At 41.6% G+C, this 20,743-nt stretch carries 18 protein-coding genes; 15 read left to right on the top strand and 3 right to left on the bottom strand.

Going from position 1 to position 20,743, the window contains the following annotated elements:
* Positions 1–70: 70 nt before the first annotated feature.
* From NIAKO_RS14100 to NIAKO_RS14035, 13 genes are all read left to right on the top strand, one after another.
* A complete protein-coding gene (locus NIAKO_RS14100) occupies positions 71–1,891 on the top strand; it encodes an RHS repeat domain-containing protein (RefSeq protein WP_014219119.1) in 1,821 nt (606 codons plus the stop codon).
* A gap of 7 nt (positions 1,892–1,898) precedes the next feature.
* Positions 1,899–2,318 (top strand): hypothetical protein, encoded by a 420-nt coding sequence (locus tag NIAKO_RS14095; protein ID WP_014219118.1) that lies wholly within the window; start codon positions 1,899–1,901, stop codon positions 2,316–2,318.
* Positions 2,319–2,495: 177 nt separating this feature from the next.
* Positions 2,496–2,936, top strand: coding sequence for a hypothetical protein (locus NIAKO_RS36720; protein WP_014219117.1), 441 nt, complete (start codon positions 2,496–2,498; stop codon positions 2,934–2,936).
* Complete coding sequence (locus NIAKO_RS14085) at positions 2,858–4,453, top strand: RHS repeat domain-containing protein (RefSeq protein ID WP_172642127.1); 1,596 nt, start codon at positions 2,858–2,860, stop codon at positions 4,451–4,453. Before NIAKO_RS36720 ends, NIAKO_RS14085 begins: the two co-directional genes overlap by 79 nt.
* Before the next feature lie 256 nt (positions 4,454–4,709).
* Positions 4,710–5,213, top strand: a complete 504-nt coding sequence (locus NIAKO_RS14080) for a hypothetical protein (protein WP_014219115.1) — start codon at positions 4,710–4,712, stop codon at positions 5,211–5,213.
* A gap of 1,128 nt (positions 5,214–6,341) precedes the next feature.
* Complete coding sequence (locus tag NIAKO_RS14070; RefSeq protein WP_014219114.1) at positions 6,342–7,001, top strand: hypothetical protein; 660 nt, start codon at positions 6,342–6,344, stop codon at positions 6,999–7,001.
* Positions 7,002–7,121: 120 nt separating this feature from the next.
* Complete coding sequence (locus NIAKO_RS36715; protein WP_014219113.1) at positions 7,122–7,310, top strand: hypothetical protein; 189 nt, start codon at positions 7,122–7,124, stop codon at positions 7,308–7,310.
* A 93-nt stretch (positions 7,311–7,403) separates the two neighbouring features.
* On the top strand, positions 7,404–7,661 hold the full coding sequence (locus NIAKO_RS36710; protein WP_049815519.1) for a hypothetical protein: 258 nt from the start codon (positions 7,404–7,406) through the stop codon (positions 7,659–7,661).
* A 288-nt stretch (positions 7,662–7,949) separates the two neighbouring features.
* Positions 7,950–10,544: an RHS repeat domain-containing protein gene (locus tag NIAKO_RS14060; protein ID WP_014219112.1), complete on the top strand. Its 2,595-nt coding sequence runs from the start codon at positions 7,950–7,952 to the stop codon at positions 10,542–10,544.
* A 1,237-nt stretch (positions 10,545–11,781) separates the two neighbouring features.
* On the top strand, positions 11,782–12,099 hold the full coding sequence (locus NIAKO_RS14045; RefSeq protein WP_133055356.1) for a hypothetical protein: 318 nt from the start codon (positions 11,782–11,784) through the stop codon (positions 12,097–12,099).
* Between the two features lie 92 nt (positions 12,100–12,191).
* A complete protein-coding gene (locus tag NIAKO_RS14040; protein WP_014219108.1) occupies positions 12,192–12,437 on the top strand; it encodes a hypothetical protein in 246 nt (81 codons plus the stop codon).
* A 13-nt stretch (positions 12,438–12,450) separates the two neighbouring features.
* Entirely contained in the window at positions 12,451–12,723 is a 273-nt protein-coding gene (locus NIAKO_RS39730; RefSeq protein WP_014219107.1) for a type II toxin-antitoxin system RelE/ParE family toxin, read from the top strand.
* Positions 12,724–12,982: 259 nt separating this feature from the next.
* Complete coding sequence (locus NIAKO_RS14035) at positions 12,983–13,324, top strand: hypothetical protein (protein WP_165761309.1); 342 nt, start codon at positions 12,983–12,985, stop codon at positions 13,322–13,324.
* 180 nt (positions 13,325–13,504) lie between these two features.
* Here the strand turns inward: NIAKO_RS14035 and NIAKO_RS14030 are convergent, their stop codons facing one another.
* Positions 13,505–16,045, bottom strand: a complete 2,541-nt coding sequence (locus NIAKO_RS14030; RefSeq protein WP_014219105.1) for a phosphocholine-specific phospholipase C — start codon at positions 16,043–16,045, stop codon at positions 13,505–13,507.
* A 248-nt stretch (positions 16,046–16,293) separates the two neighbouring features.
* On the opposite strand from NIAKO_RS14030, the gene NIAKO_RS14025 reads away from it, so the two are divergent.
* Both NIAKO_RS14025 and groL read left to right on the top strand, forming a co-directional pair.
* Entirely contained in the window at positions 16,294–16,575 is a 282-nt protein-coding gene (locus NIAKO_RS14025; protein ID WP_014219104.1) for a co-chaperone GroES, read from the top strand.
* Between the two features lie 63 nt (positions 16,576–16,638).
* Positions 16,639–18,267: a chaperonin GroEL gene (gene groL, locus NIAKO_RS14020; RefSeq protein ID WP_014219103.1), complete on the top strand. Its 1,629-nt coding sequence runs from the start codon at positions 16,639–16,641 to the stop codon at positions 18,265–18,267.
* A 193-nt stretch (positions 18,268–18,460) separates the two neighbouring features.
* On the opposite strand, the gene NIAKO_RS14015 is transcribed toward groL, so the two are convergent.
* Positions 18,461–18,820 carry a hypothetical protein gene (locus tag NIAKO_RS14015; RefSeq protein ID WP_014219102.1) on the bottom strand — a complete coding sequence of 120 codons (360 nt, stop codon included), beginning with the start codon at positions 18,818–18,820 and terminating at the stop codon, positions 18,461–18,463.
* Positions 18,820–20,652, bottom strand: coding sequence for a glycoside hydrolase family 15 protein (locus NIAKO_RS14010; RefSeq protein WP_014219101.1), 1,833 nt, complete (start codon positions 20,650–20,652; stop codon positions 18,820–18,822). The genes NIAKO_RS14015 and NIAKO_RS14010 overlap by 1 nt, the downstream gene beginning before the upstream one ends.
* Positions 20,653–20,743 lie beyond the last annotated feature (91 nt).

The raw sequence follows: 20,743 nt of genomic DNA, 5'->3' as shown, positions 1-20,743 counted from the left end.
CGGTTAACGGCCCCAGGATACTTATAACGGGTTTGACCGGGATCAGAACTTATGGAATAATATGGCATCTATGGGTGACGTGGCAAAAGAGCGGGTTGCCTATGATGGTAACGGAAATATTCAAAAATACCTGCGCAAAAGCATGCAAGGAGGTGTAATGGATAGTTTGAATTATTACTATTATGCCAACACCAACCGGTTAAATTTCATTACAGATAATGTGCCGACCAATGGTTACGACGGTGGACCAGATCATAATATAATAGATATCGATGGACAGGCAGACAATAACTATGTGTATGATGATATTGGCAATTTGATTGCGGATAAAGCCGAAAACATCACCGATATTAAATGGAATGTATACGGCAAGATCGATGAAATTACCAGGACGGCAACGGCCAGTGCCCCTGCTAATAATATTAAGTATTCTTATGATGCATCGGGTAATCGCATTAGCCAGGTGGTTACCTCCGGAGGAACGAAACACTACACCTGGTATGTAAGGGATGCACAGGGAAATATGTTGAGTACTTATACTGCCGATGGTAACGATCCTGACCTGGCTAATTTACAATTGAACCAGGAAGAGAAGTTCCTGTATGGAAGCAGCCGGCTAGGTTTGATCACCGTTAAAGAAAGTGTAGATGGCGGGCCTGATAACCTGCAGTTCTACTACGACGGCCGTACTTTCACTTTAGGACGGGGGCGTAAGCAGTACGAATTGACCAATCATTTAGGTAACGTACTCGCCACTATCTCAGATCGCAAATTTGGCGTATCTTCAGCCGGAAGTTCTTTGATCGATCACTATGAGCCGGATATTATAACGGCGCAGGATTACTATCCGTTTGGGATGATTTCTCGTGAGGCTTTACCTAATAGTGGGGTTGCTTATAAATTTGGGTTTAATGGACAGTTGATGAATAATGACGTTAAAGGTGGATTGGGAAATAGTTATACTGCGCAGTTCTGGGAGTATGATAGTAGGATAGGAAGAAGGTGGAATTTGGACCCTTCTCCTTCCATCGGTACAAGTCAATACTCAGCATTTATGAATAATCCAATTAGACTTATTGATCCATTAGGGGATACTGCTATTGTAGGATCTGCAACAGACGATAATGTGAAAGTTGGAAACACCGAATATAAAAAAGAAGATTTGGTTAACAAATTCATTCAAGATTGGAGTAAAATATCTGGATTAAATCTTTCTGTTAATAAGGAGACAGGGCAAATTCAAAATAATGGAGTTGTTACAAACAAAGGAATTAGTATGAAAGCCAGAAAGGAAATTTTAGATTTATTATCGTTTTCAGACAACATTCTTATAGATTTTAGTTCAAGTTCATCCCAAACTCTAGTAGATGGGGGCGCATTAGATAATAAGATTGTTGTTTTAAATCCTGGAGAAGTCGAAGCTAATATCAAGGGAACAAGTGTAGGAATGAATAATAAAACTTTTGGATATGGGATGATGGGATTGCATGAATTATGGCATACTACATTTCATAATAGTATGAGTCATAGCCAAGAAACAGTTAGTACGTATGGGGTTATAGATGCATCTGATAAGTTCGGAAATGAAATTCGAGCAGAATTAACTAAGGCAACTGGTACTCAATGGGGACAAAGATTGTCTTATGCAGTACCTTTTGTAAATGGTAAATCCTACCATCCATTAACCAGTCAGGCAAAAACTGCACTTAAACCGGTTTTTGATCAAATGATTAAAGTTTTGCAGGCCAAACAATTGTGGATAAGTTCGGGATATAATCCGCAATATTATCCAGAATTTCAAAAAGAACTGAAGACATTAAATAGTATGAAATTGCCAACTGCGGGAGTTGTTGCTCCGCAGATGTTGCCAGGAACTACACCACCTTATTAATAAACATATGAGAATACTTATTATTGCATTTGTTGGTATGCTATGTCCTTCTTCAATGAAGGAAAAAGGCAAAAGTTATATTGGTCACATTCAATATTGTAGTGGAACATTCGTTGTTGATCGATCGTGGAATCTTGAATTGGAAGAAAGAGGGACATATCATTTTAAAATAAAAAATACAGATACTAAAAGTTTTATTGATGCAAGAATAAGGCCTGAATATTCAGGAAGTTGGACTACTAAAAATGATACTCTTTTTCTTCACAATGAAAGGTTGAATAAGGGATCGTTAGACAGTGTATTCTTGTATAGAATGAAAGATTCGTTGTTGATTTCTTTAGGAAATTACGTGGACAGTAGTTGGGGCTTTAATTACAAAAATAAAGTAATCATGAAATTGTTAAAAGTACAATCTAAAAGAAATTAGATAATGTATCAACTTGTAATGTCTTAAACTAGTGGTAATGTATCAATCTAGTTGGTGAACGAAAAAGGTAAAATCAAAAACATATAACCCGACACACTACTGGTTTTTAAAATAATCCATTGAAGGAGGTCAATAAAACGGCCTCCTTTTTTATTTCACCCAATTAAACTCAATTACATGGCAACAGCACTCAGTACAGAAAACCGGGAATATATTACCTGGCAGTATCAGGAATTGAATTTTGCGCTCCTGGGAGGCCTTAAAATAGAAGGATTGGAAAGGATGCGGGTAACCCTGAAAGTAGAATACAAGCAACAGGCAATACGCCATAACCTGGATCTATACAACACGGAAAGCCTGGATAAACTGGTACGCAGGTGTGCTGAACGGTTTACCCTGGGTACCACGTATATGGCAGGGGCCTTTGCCACTCTCATAAACCTGTTAGAAACGTACAGGTTAGATCAACTTAAGCTACTGGTAAAAGAAAAGGAACCAGTAAAGCAGCTTACCCCAGCAGAAAGAAAGCAGGCCGAGGCGTGGCAAAAGAACGGGTTGCCTATGATGGAAACGGAAACATCCAAAAATACCTGCGCAAAAGCATGCAGGGAGGTGTAATGGATAGTTTGAATTATTACTATTATGCCAACACCAACCGGTTAAAATTCATTACAGATAATGTGCCGGCCAGTGGTTACGACGGTGGACCAGATCATAATATAATAGATATCGATGGACAGGCAGACAATAACTATGTGTATGATGATATTGGTAATTTGATTGCGGATAAAGCCGAAAACATCACCGATATTAAATGGAATGTATACGGCAAGATCGATGAAATTACCAGAACTGCAACAGCCAGTGTACCAGCTACTGATATTAAATATACTTATGATGCATCGGGTAATCGCATTAGCCAGGTGGTTACCTCCGGAGGAACGAAACACTACACCTGGTATGTAAGGGATGCACAGGGAAATATGTTGAGTACTTATACTGCCGATGGCAACGATCCTGACCTGGCTAATCTGCAATTGAACCAGGAAGAGAAGTTCCTGTATGGAAGCAGCCGGCTAGGTTTGATCACCGTTAAAGAAAGTGTAGATGGCGGGCCTGATAACCTGCAGTTCTACTACGACGGCCGTACTTTCTCTTTAGGACGGGGGCGTAAGCAGTACGAATTGACCAATCATTTAGGCAACGTGCTTGCTACTATCAGTGATAAGAAATTTGGTGTATCTTCCGGGGGAAGTTCTTTGATTAGTTACTATGAACCAGATATTGTGACTGCGCAGGATTATTATCCGTTTGGGATGATTTCTCGTGAGGCTTTGCCAAATAGTGGGGTGGCTTATAAGTTTGGGTTTAATGGAAAGATGAATGATAATGATGTGAAGGGCGGATATGGGTTGCAGCAGGATTATGGGATGAGAATATATGATGGAAGGGTGGGTAGGTTTTTGAGTGTTGATCCCCTAACACATAGTTATCCTTGGTATACGCCTTATCAGTTCGCTGGGAATAGCCCAATGGCAAACATTGACTTGGATGGAGGTGAGCCTAAACCTTCAACAGACGGAACTCAAGAAGGTCAATCACAATCCACTTCCCAGGATTTTTATAATTTAAGGGGGGATTATACCCAAACTAAACAAGAAACATGGTATTGGCATGCGGTGGGATTACGTGATGCAAAAGGAAATTTAACAAAAGCAGATTGGTATTCTTCAGAAGGTTATGTGAATGTATTATCTACTTCTTTGGCAGCAAAATCACTGGGGAACGAATTGGGGTTGTATAATGTAGCTGCAAAATCACTAGGTGGAAATAGTGAATTAAACAAACAGGAACTTGAAAAATTCGCAGGAAGCGGTTTGAATGATGCAGCTAGCACACATTTTATTGCAGCTGCACGAGCTACAGCAAATGCTTCAAATAACTTTGTATCTGGTAAAATTGAACCCAGTAACTTTAATGTAGAGGATTTGTTGGGTGTTGGGGCTTTACTTAAAGAAGGTATTGCATTGTTGGGAGGAAAAATTGCTTCCGCTGCTGGAACAGAAGCTAGGGCAGCTCTATTTAGTTTAAATGAAGGTTATGGAGTGTTTGGGAAAAGTGGGTTGCGCATTTGATCATATAAAATTGAAGCTCTATATGCTAATCCCAGAGCCGGCAGAGGAATGGGAACTTTCTTTTCGCTACGCCAGATGAATAAAGTGGGAGAGTCTTGGGTGAATAAAAAAGGGGGTACTTTGCTACGATTAGACTATGGCCCATTGCATAGTGGTGGTTTTGGACTTCATAGTACGATAAGATTAAATTTGTTGGGAAAAACAGTGGGGAGTACAGCACAAAGAACATGGTATCCTCCATTTAATATAATTAAAAATGAGTAAAATCAATAAACATGAAATAAATCTTGTTTCTCTCTTTCCTTTCGTACCAGATGTTTGGAAAGATAAGGTGTATTTTAAATATTTAATTGAAGAATTAAAGTCTAAAACAGCCTGGCTTCTAATAACGGGAAGAAAGCCATCGGAAGATGTAAGCAAGGCAATTTTAGAAACTTTCAATCAACAGGATGTAATTTATTCAGATACCAATCCATTTTTTTTTGAGTTTTACCTATATATTAATATTGAGCTCTTAAATCAAAGAGTTTTTGATTTGATTTGCTTAATATGGGAAACATATGAATATCCGACTTTGATATTTTCCAAAGAGATTGATCCATTTTTGAAAATTAAACCAAATAAAATAATAAATGGATCATGGAAAGAAGTTACATTATTGTCAATGTCTTATATATTATTTAAGGGAATTGAAGATGATGTATTATGGATTGGGAAAAGCAAAGATTTAGAATTTCCTGATTTTAATTCTCTATTATAGTAGGGTAATGTCTCAATTTAGTTGGTGAACCGGGCACACCACTGGTTTTTAAAATAATCCATCGAAGGAGGTCAGAAATGGCCTCCTTTTTTATTTCACCCCATTAAAACGCTATACAATGGCAACAGCAAAGGATTTGTTAAAGAAGTAAATAAAAAATTGACTGTAATTTGTAACAACCCTTTTCGCTTCCGAAATACATATCAATACTACCGTGAAATATAATTGAAGAAATATCCATACTATATTGTTTATTTGGTAGACGAGTTTAAGAAGGTAGTTGTTGTTTCGCCTGTATACCATCATAAGCGAAATCCCCAAAAGAAATACAGGAAATAAGTTTTTATTGAAGCCATTGCAACTAGCAGTGGCTTTTTTATGCCCATACTTTTAAATGAAAGGCGATAAAATTCTGATTGAAGTAGGAAGGATGTAATAGCTAGTTTGTCAAGTTATTCTATTTAGTAAATGAGCTTAATCAATAAATAAAACTTATTTCGGGCATACTGAAACGTGATGAGCTTCTGAAGTCTGTGTCTGTCTCACTCCTGCTAAGAACTCAAAAACTGCTGAATAGGCAAACCATTTAGGCAATGTACTCGCTACTATCAGTGATAAGAAATTTGGCGTAACTTCAGGCGGAAGTTCTTTGATTGATCACTATGAGCCAGATATTATTACGGCACAGGATTACTATCCGTTTGGGATGATGTCTCGCGTGGCTTTGCCAAATAGTGGTGTGCCTTATAAGTTTGGGTTTAATGGGAAGTTGAATGATAATGACGTGAAAGGAGGGTATGGGTTGCAGCAGGATTATGGGATGAGGATTTATGATAACAGGGTGGGGAGGTTTTTGAGTGTGGATACTCTTGCGAAGAGTTATTCTATCAGGAATTATTAATCTTTTCTCAGGCAAACTCTGTTTTTACTTTGCAAGGGCCAGATCCAAAAGCCGATCAGAGCGCCATTGCACAAGGATATAGGTATGCAAATCATCTAAATAATCTGCACAACATGACCTATCCAATCATTGGTTGGTTTTTGAATTATGACAAAAAAACGTCCATCTTGGTTCGATCCTAAAAGAGAAGGAGCTACAATTTATAGAAGGAGTAAATAATCTTACTGATGAAAGAAATTAACTTGGTTATTGTTCTCAGCTTATTCTGCTTTTGTACTAGCAAGAATAAATTCAATAGAAATATTATTATTACGAAGTTGCATCCAGCTATCCTCTTTGACAGTTTAAATAAAAAAGTGAGCATAGATAGTTCTATTCAATTTTACTATCCCTATAGGGGATATCGTCAAAATGTAATGCAAGTTGTTTTGGGCACACCTTACTCAGCTATTTTCGACTTAATGGCTAATGGGAATATTGTATACATTAATGAAAAATCAAAATTGGATTTTTCGTCATTTACAAACAGGGTTTTTAAAGGAGATTTTCACGAAGCACGAAGATTTGTGAATGATAAAATAGAAATGTATAAGAAGAGTGGAATTGATGCAATTGCAAGAGGTAAGGATTTTTTGCACATTCAAACATTGTATATGGATTCTTCATACGCTTTATTAAAAAGTGTTAATGAGGGTTTTTCGGATAGCTTTTATCTTAAGGCAATTGAAGGAAATTCCAGCTATAAAGGTTACTGTATCGCTTTCTATTTTTTTGACAAAGAGCAGAATTCGCTGCCTTTTCATAGCCCATATAGAGTTACAACTGTAAATAGCAAATTGTTTTACTATCGGAAACCTGTAAAAAACATTTGTGATGCATTAAATTAATGGAGAACGAATAAAGTAAAATCACATAACCGGGCGCACCACTGTTTTTGAAAATAATCCATTGAAGGAAGTCTTAACAGGCTTCCTTTTTTTATTTCACCCCATTAAAACGCTATCACAATGGCAACAGTACTCAATACAGAAAACAGGGAATATATCACCTGGCAGTACCAGGAATTGAATTTTGCGCTCCTGGGTGGTCTTAAGATCGAAGGACTGGAAAGGATGCGGGTAACCCTGAAAGTGGAATATAAACAGGTAGCAGTACGCCATAACCTGGATTTATACAACAATGAAAGCCTGGATTAACTGGTACGCCGGTGTGCTGAAAGGTTTGCCCTGGGTACCGCGTATATTGCTTCGGAATTTGTCAACCTGATAAACCTGTTAGAAGCGTGCCGTTTGGAACAACTTAAATTACTGGCCAAAGAAAAGGAACCAGTAAAGCAGCTTACCGCAGCAGAAAGAAGGGAAGCCGAAGCATTTTTAAAGCAGCCTGATCTTTTACAGTGTACCAACGAGTTGATTGGGCAAATTGGGGTAATTGGCGAAGAAAATAACAGGTTACTGATGTACCTGGTGTTTACCAGTAGGAAAAGAGAAGAGCCATTGCATGTTATCAGCCTGGGGAGCAGTGCAGGAATCTACACCCATTTGTAATCAGGGGTAGGAGAGCTTATACCTGCAGAAGATGTAATACAGATCACCAGCCTGTCAGAAAACGCGCTTTATTACTTCGGTAAACAGGAATTGAAACATAAGTTAATACTGATCGAGGATTTGGATGGAGTAGGTGAGGTACTTTTCCCGTTGCGTGAACTGCAAAGTAAAAAGGTGATCAATACTGTAAGGAGTATGTGCAGTATACAACATCAACCAAGGGGGAATCCAGATTTTTACGGATAGTTTGTGAGGTTGAACTGATGATTTTTACATGGTGCAGGTTGAATGTATATTACCCAGAAGAACCTGCGCAACCGGGTAAGTTATACCACGCTAACTGATACTGGCACTTCCAATGCTTATAACCAGGGAACTTTTTATACTTATGATATCCTGGGTAATGTAGATTACCTGTTGCAGGATTATGGCAGCAGTGGCTTTGCCCCGACCGCCAACGTGATGAACAAAAACGATAACCGCTGGAAAAAGACCGGTTATCAGTACGACCTTATCAGTGGTAAAGTAAATATGGTGATGTATCAGCAGGGGTGGTCAGATGGCTTGTACCACCGCTATAGTTACGATGCCGAAAACAGGTTGACCCTGGCTGAAACGAGTAGAGACAGCCTGGTTTGGGAAAAAGATGCCCGGTATGAATACTACCGGCACGGACCACTGGCCCGCGTAACACTGGGCGATCAGCAGGTGCAGGGAATTGATTATGCATATACGTTGCAAGGCTGGTTAAAAGGTATCAATAGTACGGGCGGAACAGATAGCTTTGACATGGGTGGCGATGGGCACAATGGCAGCCTGGCGCAATTTACAGCCCGGGATGCATTCGGGCTTACGTTGAATTATTTTGGAAATGATTATACTGCCATCAACGGACAGCCATTCCCGGGTTACAGCGCGTTCTTACCTGCAGGCGCCTACCGGCCTTTGTACAACGGAAATATCAGCAGCAGCAGTGTTTACCAGAAAAAGTTCGACTATTATAATTCTCCGGGCGGACCCTTGATCTTCTACAACTACAAGTATGATCAGTTGAACCGGTTAACGGCCCAGGATACTTATAACGGGTTTGACCGGGATCAGAACTTATGGAATAATATGGCATCTATGGGTGACGTGGCAAAAGAGCGGGTTGCCTATGATGGTAACGGAAATATTCAAAAATACCTGCGCAAAAGCATGCAAGGAGGTGTAATGGATAGTTTGAATTATTACTATTATGCCAACACCAACCGGTTAAATTTCATTACAGATAATGTGCCGACCAATGGTTACGACGGTGGACCGGATCATAATATACTAGATATCGATGGACAGGCAGACAATAACTATGTGTATGATGATATTGGTAATTTGATTGCGGATAAAGCCGAAAACATCACCGATATTAAATGGAATGTATACGGCAAGATCGATGAAATTACCAGGACGGCAACGGCCAGTGCCCCTGCTAATAATATTAAGTATTCTTATGATGCATCGGGTAATCGCATTAGCCAGGTGGTTACCTCCGGAGGAACGAAACACTACACCTGGTATGTAAGGGATGCACAGGGAAATATGTTGAGTACTTATACTGCCGATGGCAACGATCCTGACCTGGCTAATTTACAATTGAACCAGGAAGAGAAGTTCCTGTATGGAAGCAGCCGGCTAGGTTTGATCACCGTTAAAGAAAGTGTAGATGGCGGGCCTGATAACCTGCAGTTCTACTACGACGGCCGTACTTTCACTTTAGGACGGGGGCGTAAGCAGTACGAATTGACCAATCATTTAGGCAACGTGCTCGCCACTATCAGTGATAAGAAATTTGGCGTACCTTCAGCCGGAAGTTCTTTGATTGCTTATTATGAGCCGGATATTGTAACTGCTCAGGACTACTATCCGTTTGGGATGATGTCCCGGGTTGCTCTTCCCAATAGTAATGTGCCCTATAAGTTTGGGTTTAATGGACAAGAAATGAATAATGATGTGAAAGGTGGATTGGGTAATAGTTATACTGCTCAATATTGGGAGTATGATAGCAGGATTGGAAGGAGGTGGAATTTGGACCCGAAATCAAGTGTAAGCATTAGCGAATATTCTGTATTTAACAACTGTCCTATTCTATTCAAAGATCCTCTTGGAGATACTGTTGCATTTCAAAATAACGGGGTTTCTCCGGAAGAATTTGCACAAACTCAGCAGGAAATACAACTTTTGAGGAAACATTCCAGATCTTTTAACAGAGTCTATAAGGATCTTGATCGGTCCACTGAGACATGGACGTTTCAAATAAGTAATGAGGCTGGTGGTGGAGAGGATCATAAAGATCCACATGTTTATCGATTAGGAAGAAATTGGAAAGATGCTGATGATGCGCTTGGCAATCAAATGCTTAATAGACTGTCACACTATGCTCACGAATTTGGTCATGCTTGGAGGCGAAGTTATGACCTTGATTTTAAATTGCCAGACCATTATAATGTGGAATATCCAGATTATGTTCCGATGTTTGCTCCATCAGCAAAAAAGGCTAGTATTGAAAAAGAAAACGCCGCGCGTGTTAAACGTAATTTTGAAAGATGGAATAAATATAATGAGGATCTTTTTGATGTTTACACTCAATGGGAGAAGGAGGCGTCAAACATACAGAATGTTGTATTATCTGAGCTAATTAAAACTCACCTATCGATGTTTTCAGGTGTAAAACTTAGAAATACATATGACCTGGGCCCTATCCTTGATATAGATAAGGTTACTGGTAAAAAAACATGTTACCCTCAACTTGGGACAATTCAATTACTAACGCCACCCCGTGATGCTAGTTATTACATGAACAATAATATAAACATTCACCTTGAATATAATGTCAAACCACGTTAAGAGATACCTCTTGTTAAGCACTATCTTTTTTGGGGCGATCTATTGTAATGCGCAGAAATTGATAATTCAGGATTATGACACATCTTTGACAAAGAATATTTTGAAAAAAAAATGGCTTGAATCATATCGGCAAAAGAATGACTCTTCCGATATAACTATTCTATTTTATCAGCTTGTAAATCAACCAAAGATCAAGTCGTTTGCCTTTAAAGTACGAGATGGCAGGTGTAAAATAAATATCTTAACAAAAGATTCGATTTTTCCAAAGGATGGGTATCGAATTGTCGACTTTAATAAGGTTAAAAATACCTTGTTGAGATTTAATAACAACTTAGATATTAGTGAGGAAAATTTCACCACCTCCACCTATTTTATTATTATCGTTATCAAGATTGGTACTGATGTTTATCAGATAAAGACTACGAATCTGGCCTTTTATAGTGATTCAAACGATTATATTGATTCTATAAAGAATTTATTATTTATTTTCAATCTAAATTATAAGGACATAGTAATGGAGCATGTAGATGGGTGATGTCTCAATCTGGTAATGTATCAATCTAGTTGGTGATCGAAAGTAAAATCAAAAGCACATAACCGGGCACACCACTGGTTTTTAAAATACAATGAAGGAGGTCAGAAATGGCCTCCTTTTTTATTTCACCCCATTAAAACACTATTGCAGACAACACTCAATACAGAAAACCCGGAATATATAACATGGCAGTTTCAAGAATTGAATTTTGCGCTCTTGGGTGGCCTTAAAATCGAAGGTCTGGAAAGGATGCGGGTAACCTTGAAAGTGGAATACAAACAATAAGCAGTACGGCATAACCTGGATCTGTACAACAATGAAAGTCTGGATAAACTGGTACGCCGATGTGCTGAAAGGTTTTCACTGGGTACCACGTATATGGCAGGCGCCTTTGCCATCCTGGTAAAACTGTTAGAAGCGTACCGGTTGGAACAACTTAAACTATTGGCCAAAGAAAAGGAACCAGTCAAACAGCTTACAGCAGAAAGAAAGGAGGCCGAGGAATTTTTACTCCAATCTGATCTTTTACACTATCAAAATGCTATTGATAAATCGTTAAGAAATTTAGGGGATACTTACGATGTTCACACGTTCGAGAGATTTTATGATAGTTATTACAAAAAAGGTGCTGGAGCAATTACAAATTAGAATGGAGTAGCTATAGATAAAAATATGCTGAACATTAAACTGAATGGGAAATCCATGGAATGGAAGGGATTATTAAAATGTGTTAACTCTTTTGGGGTAGGACCTGAATATTTGACTAGCGTTGAAAAGCGGGGGGATGGAGTGGTGAGAGTCGGGAACGAAGAATCGAGAACAGATAATGATCTTGTACAAGTAAATCCAGAGTCAAGAAAATACCACATTCATAATCATCCTCTTGTAATGATAAATAATTTAACTTTTGATCAGGTAATTAAAGAAACTGGAGAAGTTGTTCATAACACCACTAGCCTGGCAATGGGACAAAGAGATCGCGCCATTATTGCACTGTTTTTTATGGCTGCGGGTTGTTAAAACCCAAAGGGGAAGAGTTATTCCTGGGAGTAAACATCACCCATTTGGCTAATTACTAAAAATCATTAAATTTGTTGAAAATCAATGTATTTATGACACTAGCTAATATTCGTCAGAAACTACATCAATATATAGATAAGGGGGATGAAAAGTTGTTGAAACTGATGTACGCAGTGGCAAAAGAATATAACGAGGAAGATGATTTTGAATACGAGTTCAGTGAAGAAGAAATAAAGCTTTTTGAGGAGCGAAGGGCTAAGCGCTTAAGCGGTGAAAGTAAAACCTATAATTGGCAGGAAGCTAAGGATATGATTACTGGTAAAAAGAAGCCAGAATGAGTTATGAAATCGTATTATAGTCAGAAGCTCTATCTGGGATTTACAAGAAGCTTTTGACTGGTATGAAAATCGAAGGAAAGGATTAGGGTTTGAGTTTATTGAAGAAGTTGAAAGTGGCTATTTGAAGATCAGCGAACACCCTTTACGTTATCCTCCAATTAATCATCAGTTTAGAAGAATAAGAATCAGCCGTTTTCCTTACTTGGTTGTGTATGAAGTAGAAGATAATAGTGTTATAATTAACTCGGTAAGGCATGTAAAAAGAAAACCGAATGCTGAACTGTAATACAATGCTGTATCAATTTGATGCAGCTTTTTTTATATACAGGGTTTAGGTATAGAGTAAAATCATATAAAAGTCATTGTTATGGGATGAGGATTTATGATCTGAGGATTGGGAGGTTCTTATCTTTAGACCCGTTGCAAAAGACATTCCCTTGGTACACACCATATCAGTTTACAGGAAACACCTATACACTGGTTTTATTTACCTTTGAACAAAACCGTTGCCTGTTATGGGATATGCGGGAAATAATAAACATATCATGGAAATAATAACCATTCTGGAAACGCATATCCATCATTTTTTGCACGGGATAAAAACCGAAGCCCGGGGAGACCGTGAGGCTGCCCTTATTATCGTAAAGTATATCCGGGAAGGCACGATAACGGAGGAAGAAGACCATATCCTGAAAACGCAGGTGATGGACTCGTTAAAAATTCTGGGCATTGGGGTGCCTTTCGTCCTGATACCCGGCGCTTCGGTGCTTATGCCTATTCTTATCAAAGTGGCCAGCAAACACAATATTGAGTTAATGCCATCGGCCTTTATTACCCACGTAGAAACAAATGCCGGTAATAGTGGAAAGGAGGAAATTGCGCCCTGACATCAGCACACAGAAGCCACCATATGGTGGCTTTATTTATGAAAGAACTATATTGAAGATGCTTAATAAATTAACCAATTTTGTACTTACTGGCGGAGTTGGTTAATCCGGTAAAGGATGTTACCATGGAAGAAAATAAAAGGACGGCCACCCGGCAGTCCTTTACAAATTCATCCCTGCTTACCCAATCACTCTTCCCATATACGGATCACTTACACTTTCTTTACCTGTCTCCACCCGGCCGGCATACCGTTTTTCAAAAGCGCTGACGCCACTAATTTGCATACTGAAGTCGTACCACCCATGGCTGTCGTTCAGCGGTAATGTAATGGCTGCTTTTTCGCCTTTTGCGAGCGACCGCACAACATCTTTCTTTTTGTAGGCATTGTCTTTAATAGTTAGCTGCAGCGCATTATGGGTATCTGTATTGATTACCTGTAACACTACATTCCCTGTAGGCTTACCTGTTTTGGCGTCCCGTTCATACTCCAGGGTTACGTCGGGGTCTGGTTCTGTTGCATTGCCTTTGAACTCGCGGTAAAAACCATTGGGGCCGTACAGGCGCAGGTGATATTCGTTGTTATCAAACGCATGCAAAGGCCAGGTATAGGTAAGCGTGTCGCCTGCTTTTACGGCGAAGCCCCAGTTGCGGCAAACTTCGTCTGAACTTTTTTCTGCGTATTTACCGGGTGCATAAACCGTGAATGGTGAACCGGCTGCCTGTTTGTTGAACAGCTTGTTGCCCGCGCTCATTTTGATCGCGATTTGTTTTTTATTGGCGCTGCGGGAAACGTCTGCATATAATTCATAAGGTAACGCGTTGGAAGGGCGGATGCCTTTTTCCTGCGCGATCAGCTGTTCTAATGCGGCAGGCGTTTGTAGAACCTGGTTGATCTCCTGCTCGTTCAGTTGTTTGAACCCGTTGGGGTCCTGTTTAAACTTTGCGTTGTAAATATCTTCTACCACCTGGTCGCGTTTCAAAAAGGGCAGTGATTCCAGTTGTTTGTCGTTATACGGACTGAACGCGGCCGTAAGATCGCCACAGATGGTGCGGCGCCACTCGCTGATGTTTGGCTGGTGAAGTTTCTTGCCTAGTTTTTGGTTAAAGAATGTTTCCAGAAATTGCTGGGTAGAGGTATGGTCAAATACCTGTGAACATACTTTACCGCCCCGGCTCCAGGGTGAAGCAATGATCATGGGCACGCGAAAGCCTAACCCAATAGGCGCTTCGCGGGCCTGTTTTTTAGGTATGCCCTGCGCCAGTTCATTTTCCAAACGCACATACTCCACCTCGGTATCGATCCCGTTGGAGCATTTGCCGGTTTCGGGCCGCTTTTCATCAGGAATATAAAACGGCTGGGCGTGATCGAAGTAGCCATCGTTCTCATCGTACGTAACAATGAAGATGGTCTTTTTCCATACCTCGGGATTTTTGGTAAGGATATCCAGGATCTCCGATACATACCAGGCGCCGTACCAGGGAGCACTGGGATGGTCGGAAAAATTTTGTGGCGCTGCGAGCCATGATACGGCAGGCAGTTTGCCTTCATTCACATCTTTCCGGAACTGGTACAACAGATCGCCGGCTGGTACCGGCAGTTCGCGCCTGGTACCATTATCATCATAAGTTAGCTTACTTAATTTGCGGTAGTCTGCATCGCCCTTGTTTACTACAAACGCCTGGTTATATAAGCGCTTTTCGCGATCGCTCAGCTTGTCGAAATTTTCCTGTTTCCATTTCTCCAGTTCGGCGCGTGCATGGTCAAGCACTTCCTGTTTTTCGGCAATCGCTGCTTTTATCTTTTTGGCAGTTTCTTCTGATGAAGGGGTTGCTTCCTGTAAAGCATTGATCTCACCTGGCAGGGTATCTACCTGTTTTTGCAGGTTCTGTACATACCGCTCACTGAACTTTACATTATATGCCGCAAAGAATTCGAGGTTATTACAGCCAAAGTTGGCCAGCCACGATCTTTCTTCGCCCTTAAATCCGCCCCCGCAACTGATCTCGTTCTGGTAAAATTTCCAGGGAATATTGGCCTGTTCCAGCAGCTCGGGAAAGGTGGTCCAGGGTAGTTTGCCATAGCTGAAGTCATCATTACGGATATGCGCTTTGGGCCTGCCATCCACGTTGTGCGTGATCTTACCGTTCCAGAAAAATGAACGGTTAGGTGTGGTGCTGGTCATGGCCGAACAAAAATGCTGGTCGCAAATGGTAAAGGCGTCTGCCAGGGCATAGTTAAATGGCAGGTCTTCGCGGGTGTAGTAACCCATTGTTAAAGGCATGTGCGCATATTGCTTGTTGCCCGGTCTTTTAGCAATAAGCCATTTGTCGTATTTGCCGTTATTGTTGGCGTCAACCTGGCTGGAACGGGAGTGGGGTAATGAACCCATCCAGGTGATCTTGGAGTCTTTCATGTCCAGCCGGAATGGCGCATAGGTTTCGCCGCGTTCATTGGTTTGCAGCCATACCGGTTTTTTATCGGGTAATTGCAAAGCCCGGGGATCATTAAACCCACGTACGCCCTGCAGGGTTCCAAAACAATGATCAAAAGAACGGTTCTCCTGCATTAAAATCACAATATGTTCTGCGTCGAGGTAAGTGCTGCCCAGTTTAGGGTCAATAGCCAGCGCCCGTTGAATGGAGGCCGGCAATACTTTCGAGATACCTGCTGCTCCGGAGAGCAACAATGATTTTTTTAAGAATTCTCTACGTGTATCCATATAAAGTGTACGTTGGTTTTGCTTGTAGCGTCTGATCTACTAGTTGTAAGACCGGGTAAACGGGTTGCATGCGGGCGCTATGGAAATTTTGACAATCGATTGCGTGAAACTGAAAAAATTTCCTGCATTTTTTTCAGTCAGTCAGCCATTTTCGCCAATGGCATACTAGTTGGTAGCAAAAAATCACCGGCTTTTTATAAGCGCAATAAAATCTGACTTTGTTTTAACCAAATTCAAAATCATCTATTATGGCAGAAAACGTAAAAGCCACTCCATTGCACGACAGGGTTATTATTAAACCCGCCCCGGCTGAAAGCAAAACCGCTGGTGGTATCATTATCCCCGACACCGCAAAAGAAAAACCCCTGATGGGAATTGTATTGGCCGCCGGCCCTGGTAAAAAGGACGAACCGGTTACGGTGAAACAGGGCGACAAAGTATTGTATGGCAAATATTCCGGTACCGAATTTCAGTATGAAGGTCAGGAACTGCTGATCATGCGGGAATCGGATATTCTCGCCATCCTGTAACGGTAACGATACTTTATTATTTTTTTTGATCCTTTATTTACAACCGCTAAAAAATCATGAGCTATGTCGAAAGAATTGTTTTTTGATGTAACAGCCAGAAACCAGATGAAGAAAGGCGTTGATATTTTAGCCAACGCTGTAAAAGTAACGCTTGGCCCAAAGGGACGCAACGTAGTACTGGAAAAGAAATTCGGCGCACCCGCCATAACAAAAGATGGGGTAAGTGTTGCGAAAGAAATTGAGCTGGAAGACCCATTGGAGAACATGGGCGCCCAGATGGTGAAAGAAGTTGCTTCCAGAACAGCCGATCTGGCTGGCGATGGTACTACAACTGCCACCGTACTGGCGCAAGCCATTATACACGAAGGACTGAAAAATGTAGCTGCAGGCGCTAATCCCATGGACCTTAAAAAAGGGATCGATAAGGGCGTGGAGGCTATTGTAAAAAGCCTGCGTGAACAATCGCAAACAGTTGGCACGGATGTTAGCAAGATCCGCCAGGTAGCAACCATTTCTGCCAACAATGATGATAATATAGGGGAACTGATTGCACAGGCATTCGGTAAAGTAAGTAACGAAGGCGTGATCACCGTAGAAGAAGCCAAAGGCACCGACACTACTGTTGAAGTGGTGGAAGGCATGCAATTCGACAGAGGATACATTTCTCCCTATTTTGTTACGAACACGGAAAAAATGCAGGCAGAACTGCAACAGCCATACATCCTCATCTATGATAAGAAGATTTCTGCCATGAAAGATATCCTGGGCATATTGGAGAAAACTGCCAAAACCAGTCGCCCGATCCTGATCATTGCAGAAGACCTGGAAGGGGAGGCCCTGGCAACCCTGGTAGTGAATAAACTGCGTGGAACCCTGAAAGTGGCTGCCGTAAAAGCGCCAGGGTTTGGCGACCGCCGCAAGGAAATGTTGCAGGATATTGCCATTTTAACCAATGGCACTGTTATCAGCGAAGAACAGGGATATACGCTTGAAAAGGTTGAGCTGGAACATTTAGGCTCTGCTGAAACTATAACCATCGATAAAGACAACACTACCATTGTAGGTGGTTTAGGTAAAAAGGCGGCCATTACTGAACGCATTAACCAGATCAAAGCCCAAATGGCCGCAACCACTTCAGACTATGATAAAGAAAAATTGCAGGAGCGGTTGGCCAAATTGTCGGGCGGGGTGGCCGTGCTGTATGTGGGCGCTGCTACCGAAGTGGAAATGAAAGAAAAGAAAGACCGTGTTGACGATGCCCTGCATGCAACCCGGGCTGCTGTGGAAGAAGGCATTGTGCCCGGCGGTGGCGTGGCGTATATCAGGGCTGCTCAAAAGTTGGAGAACCTGGAAGGTAAAAACGAAGATGAAACAACCGGGATTGCGATTGTGAAACGTGCTATCGAAGAACCGCTGCGCCAGATCGTGCACAACAGTGGTTTGGAAGGAAGCATTGTAGTACAGAATATTAAACAGGGTACCGGCGATTATGGCTTCAACGCCCGTACCGAACAATATGAAAACCTGCTGGCAGCCGGCGTAATAGATCCCACCAAGGTAGCTCGCGTGGCGCTTGAACATGCAGCGTCCGTTGCTGGGATGTTACTGACTACCGAATGCGTGATCGCTGACAAACCTAAACAGGAAACAGTTGCCGCTCCTTCCCCTGGCATGAATGGAATGGGGTATTAGTTGTTGTGTGTAACCCTGGCTTCTTCTGTCAGGGTTATTTGCATTATAAAGAAAAGACCATCCGCCAACCGGCAGATGGTCTTTTCTTTAAATTAATGCGCCTGTAAAACTAACCTTGGTGTTTTATTTATTAGCCAAAAAGAAAAAAGGGAGACTGGTATAAAATATAGTAACGAATGCGACAATACTTCACTTAATCTTTAAAATTTTTCAACTTGTCCTGCACGGCTTGTTTTCTTTTTGTCCAGCGGGGGAGTGGTTCGGGCAGGTATTTGGGATTGCCTTTTTTATCAACCAGTCCGGACGACAGGTTGAATTTTGCACTGAGCTTTTTTATAGTTGCCTGCGATTTGCCGCTCTTCAGTAATTTACCTGTCTGCTCCTTTAAATGATTGGTAAATGTCTTCAGCGCCTGGTTAATTACCTGTAATTCTTTTTTCAGGTCTTTTTGTTTGCGGTAATAGATCATCAGCCGGTCGTATGGGAAGGGGTCTACCGTACCGCTTTTTATCTGTTGCTCATATAAGGTTATATCTTTGGTTGGCTGTGCCATTAAATAGAATGGTTTACATTTTTATTCCGGCTGTTGTTTAGTTGTTTGTCGAGGTTGTAGGCGGCACTGATCAAACCCAGGTGCGAGAATGCCTGCGGAAAATTGCCCAGGTGTTCGCCCCGGAAACCCAACTGTTCTGAAAACAACCCTAAATGGTTGGCATACCCTAACATTTTTTCAAAGTACAGCCGTGCCTTTTCCAGTTGGCCCGAACGCGACAAACATTCCACATACCAGAACGTGCACATGGTGAAGGTGCCTTCATGGCTTACAAACCCATCGGGTGCTGCCACCCCGGGCCGGTACCGGTATACCAGTGAATCCGATACCAGTTCTTTTTCAATACACTGTAAAGTAGACATCCACTTAGGATCTTTCGGACTGATGAAACGGATCAGCGGCATCAGCAGGGCCGAGGCATCAACCGTAGCAGAGCCGGGATATTGCATAAAAGCTTTTTTGTTCTCATCCCAGTAATCGTTGTAAATGCTATTGAAAATAATATCGCGTTGTTCGCGCCAGGCGGGGTTAAACGGGAACGACCGGTGGGTAGCCAGTTTTATGGCCCGGTCAAATGCCACCCAGCATTGTAGCCGGGAATATAGAAAATGTTGCTTGCCGCCTCTCACTTCCCAAATGCCTTCATCGGCATCGCGCCAGTGATCATTCAGCCAGTCAATCTGTTTCGTCAGGTCTTTCCAGAAGTCGTGCGAAATGCGTTCTTCATATTTATTATACAGGTATACGGCATCCATCAGCTCGCCATAAATATCAAGCTGCAATTGCCGGTAAGCATCGTTGCCAATGCGTACGGGCGCCGATTGTTTGTAGCCTTCAAAATTACCGAGGATACTTTCTGTGATCTGCCGCTCACCGTTTATTGAATACATAATACCCAGCGGGGTATTGTCTTTTATATCCTGGCAACGCTTCTCCACCCAGTTTATGAAATTACCTGCCTCTTTGCCATAGCCCAGTCTTAATAAGGTATACACCGTGAAAGAGGCATCGCGGATCCAGGTGTAGCGGTAGTCCCAGTTTCTTTTGGCGCCGATGGTTTCGGGTAAACTGAACGTAGGGGCTGCAATGATGGAACCATATTGGTGCGACGACAATAATTTCAGCACCAACGCCGAGCGGTTCACCATTTCCATCCAACGTCCCTGGTAAGTAGATTGGGCGATCCAGTCTTTCCAGTAATTAACGGTTGCAAAAAGACATTTGGTCACCTGTTCTTTCAATTCCCGTTCATCGCAACGGTCGTGCCCATCGATATAAGCCAGGACGAAATCGGCCGTTTCATTGGGCGCCAGCGTAAAATCGGCGCTAACAGTTCCATCTTCCGCCTTCAATGCAACGGAGCTTTGTAACCGAAGCCGGGTTTTGTCGTCACCCTTGCTTGATAAAATGAATTCCTGGTCCGATACTTTTTTTATGTCGTACCCGCTTTGTCCATAATTAAAAGCGGGCCGGCAACACATTTTATATTTTACTTTACCCCGGATGGTTGTTATTCTTCTTATCACCTCCGTTACGTTGTTTCGTTCCTCCACCGGCATAAAGTCGGTTATTTCGCCCACGCCTTCTTCCGACAGGAATCTTGTTAACAGCACATTGGTGTCGGGTAAATAGAGCTGTTTGGTGCTCATTTCCTTAAACAGGGGCCGGATGCTGAAAGAGCCGCCTTTTTTGTCATCGAGCAAGGCTGCGAACAGGGTAGGTGAGTCGAAGTGGGGAAGACATAGAAAGTCGATTGAGCCATTGAGACTAACCAGGGCCACTGTATTCAGGTCGCCAATAATGCCGTAGTTTTCGATTGGTTGATACCCCATGTTCTATGTTAAACAATTTTAATGCCCGGCTTATTAGCTCGATTTAGCAAAACGTATTGGCATCGTAGGAAATAAACATCAGACAAAACTT

This window comes from Niastella koreensis GR20-10 (assembly GCF_000246855.1).
Classification (GTDB): domain Bacteria; phylum Bacteroidota; class Bacteroidia; order Chitinophagales; family Chitinophagaceae; genus Niastella; species Niastella koreensis.
Note: the sequence above shows the minus strand (reverse complement) of the source record. Positions and strands in the feature narration are given on the sequence as shown.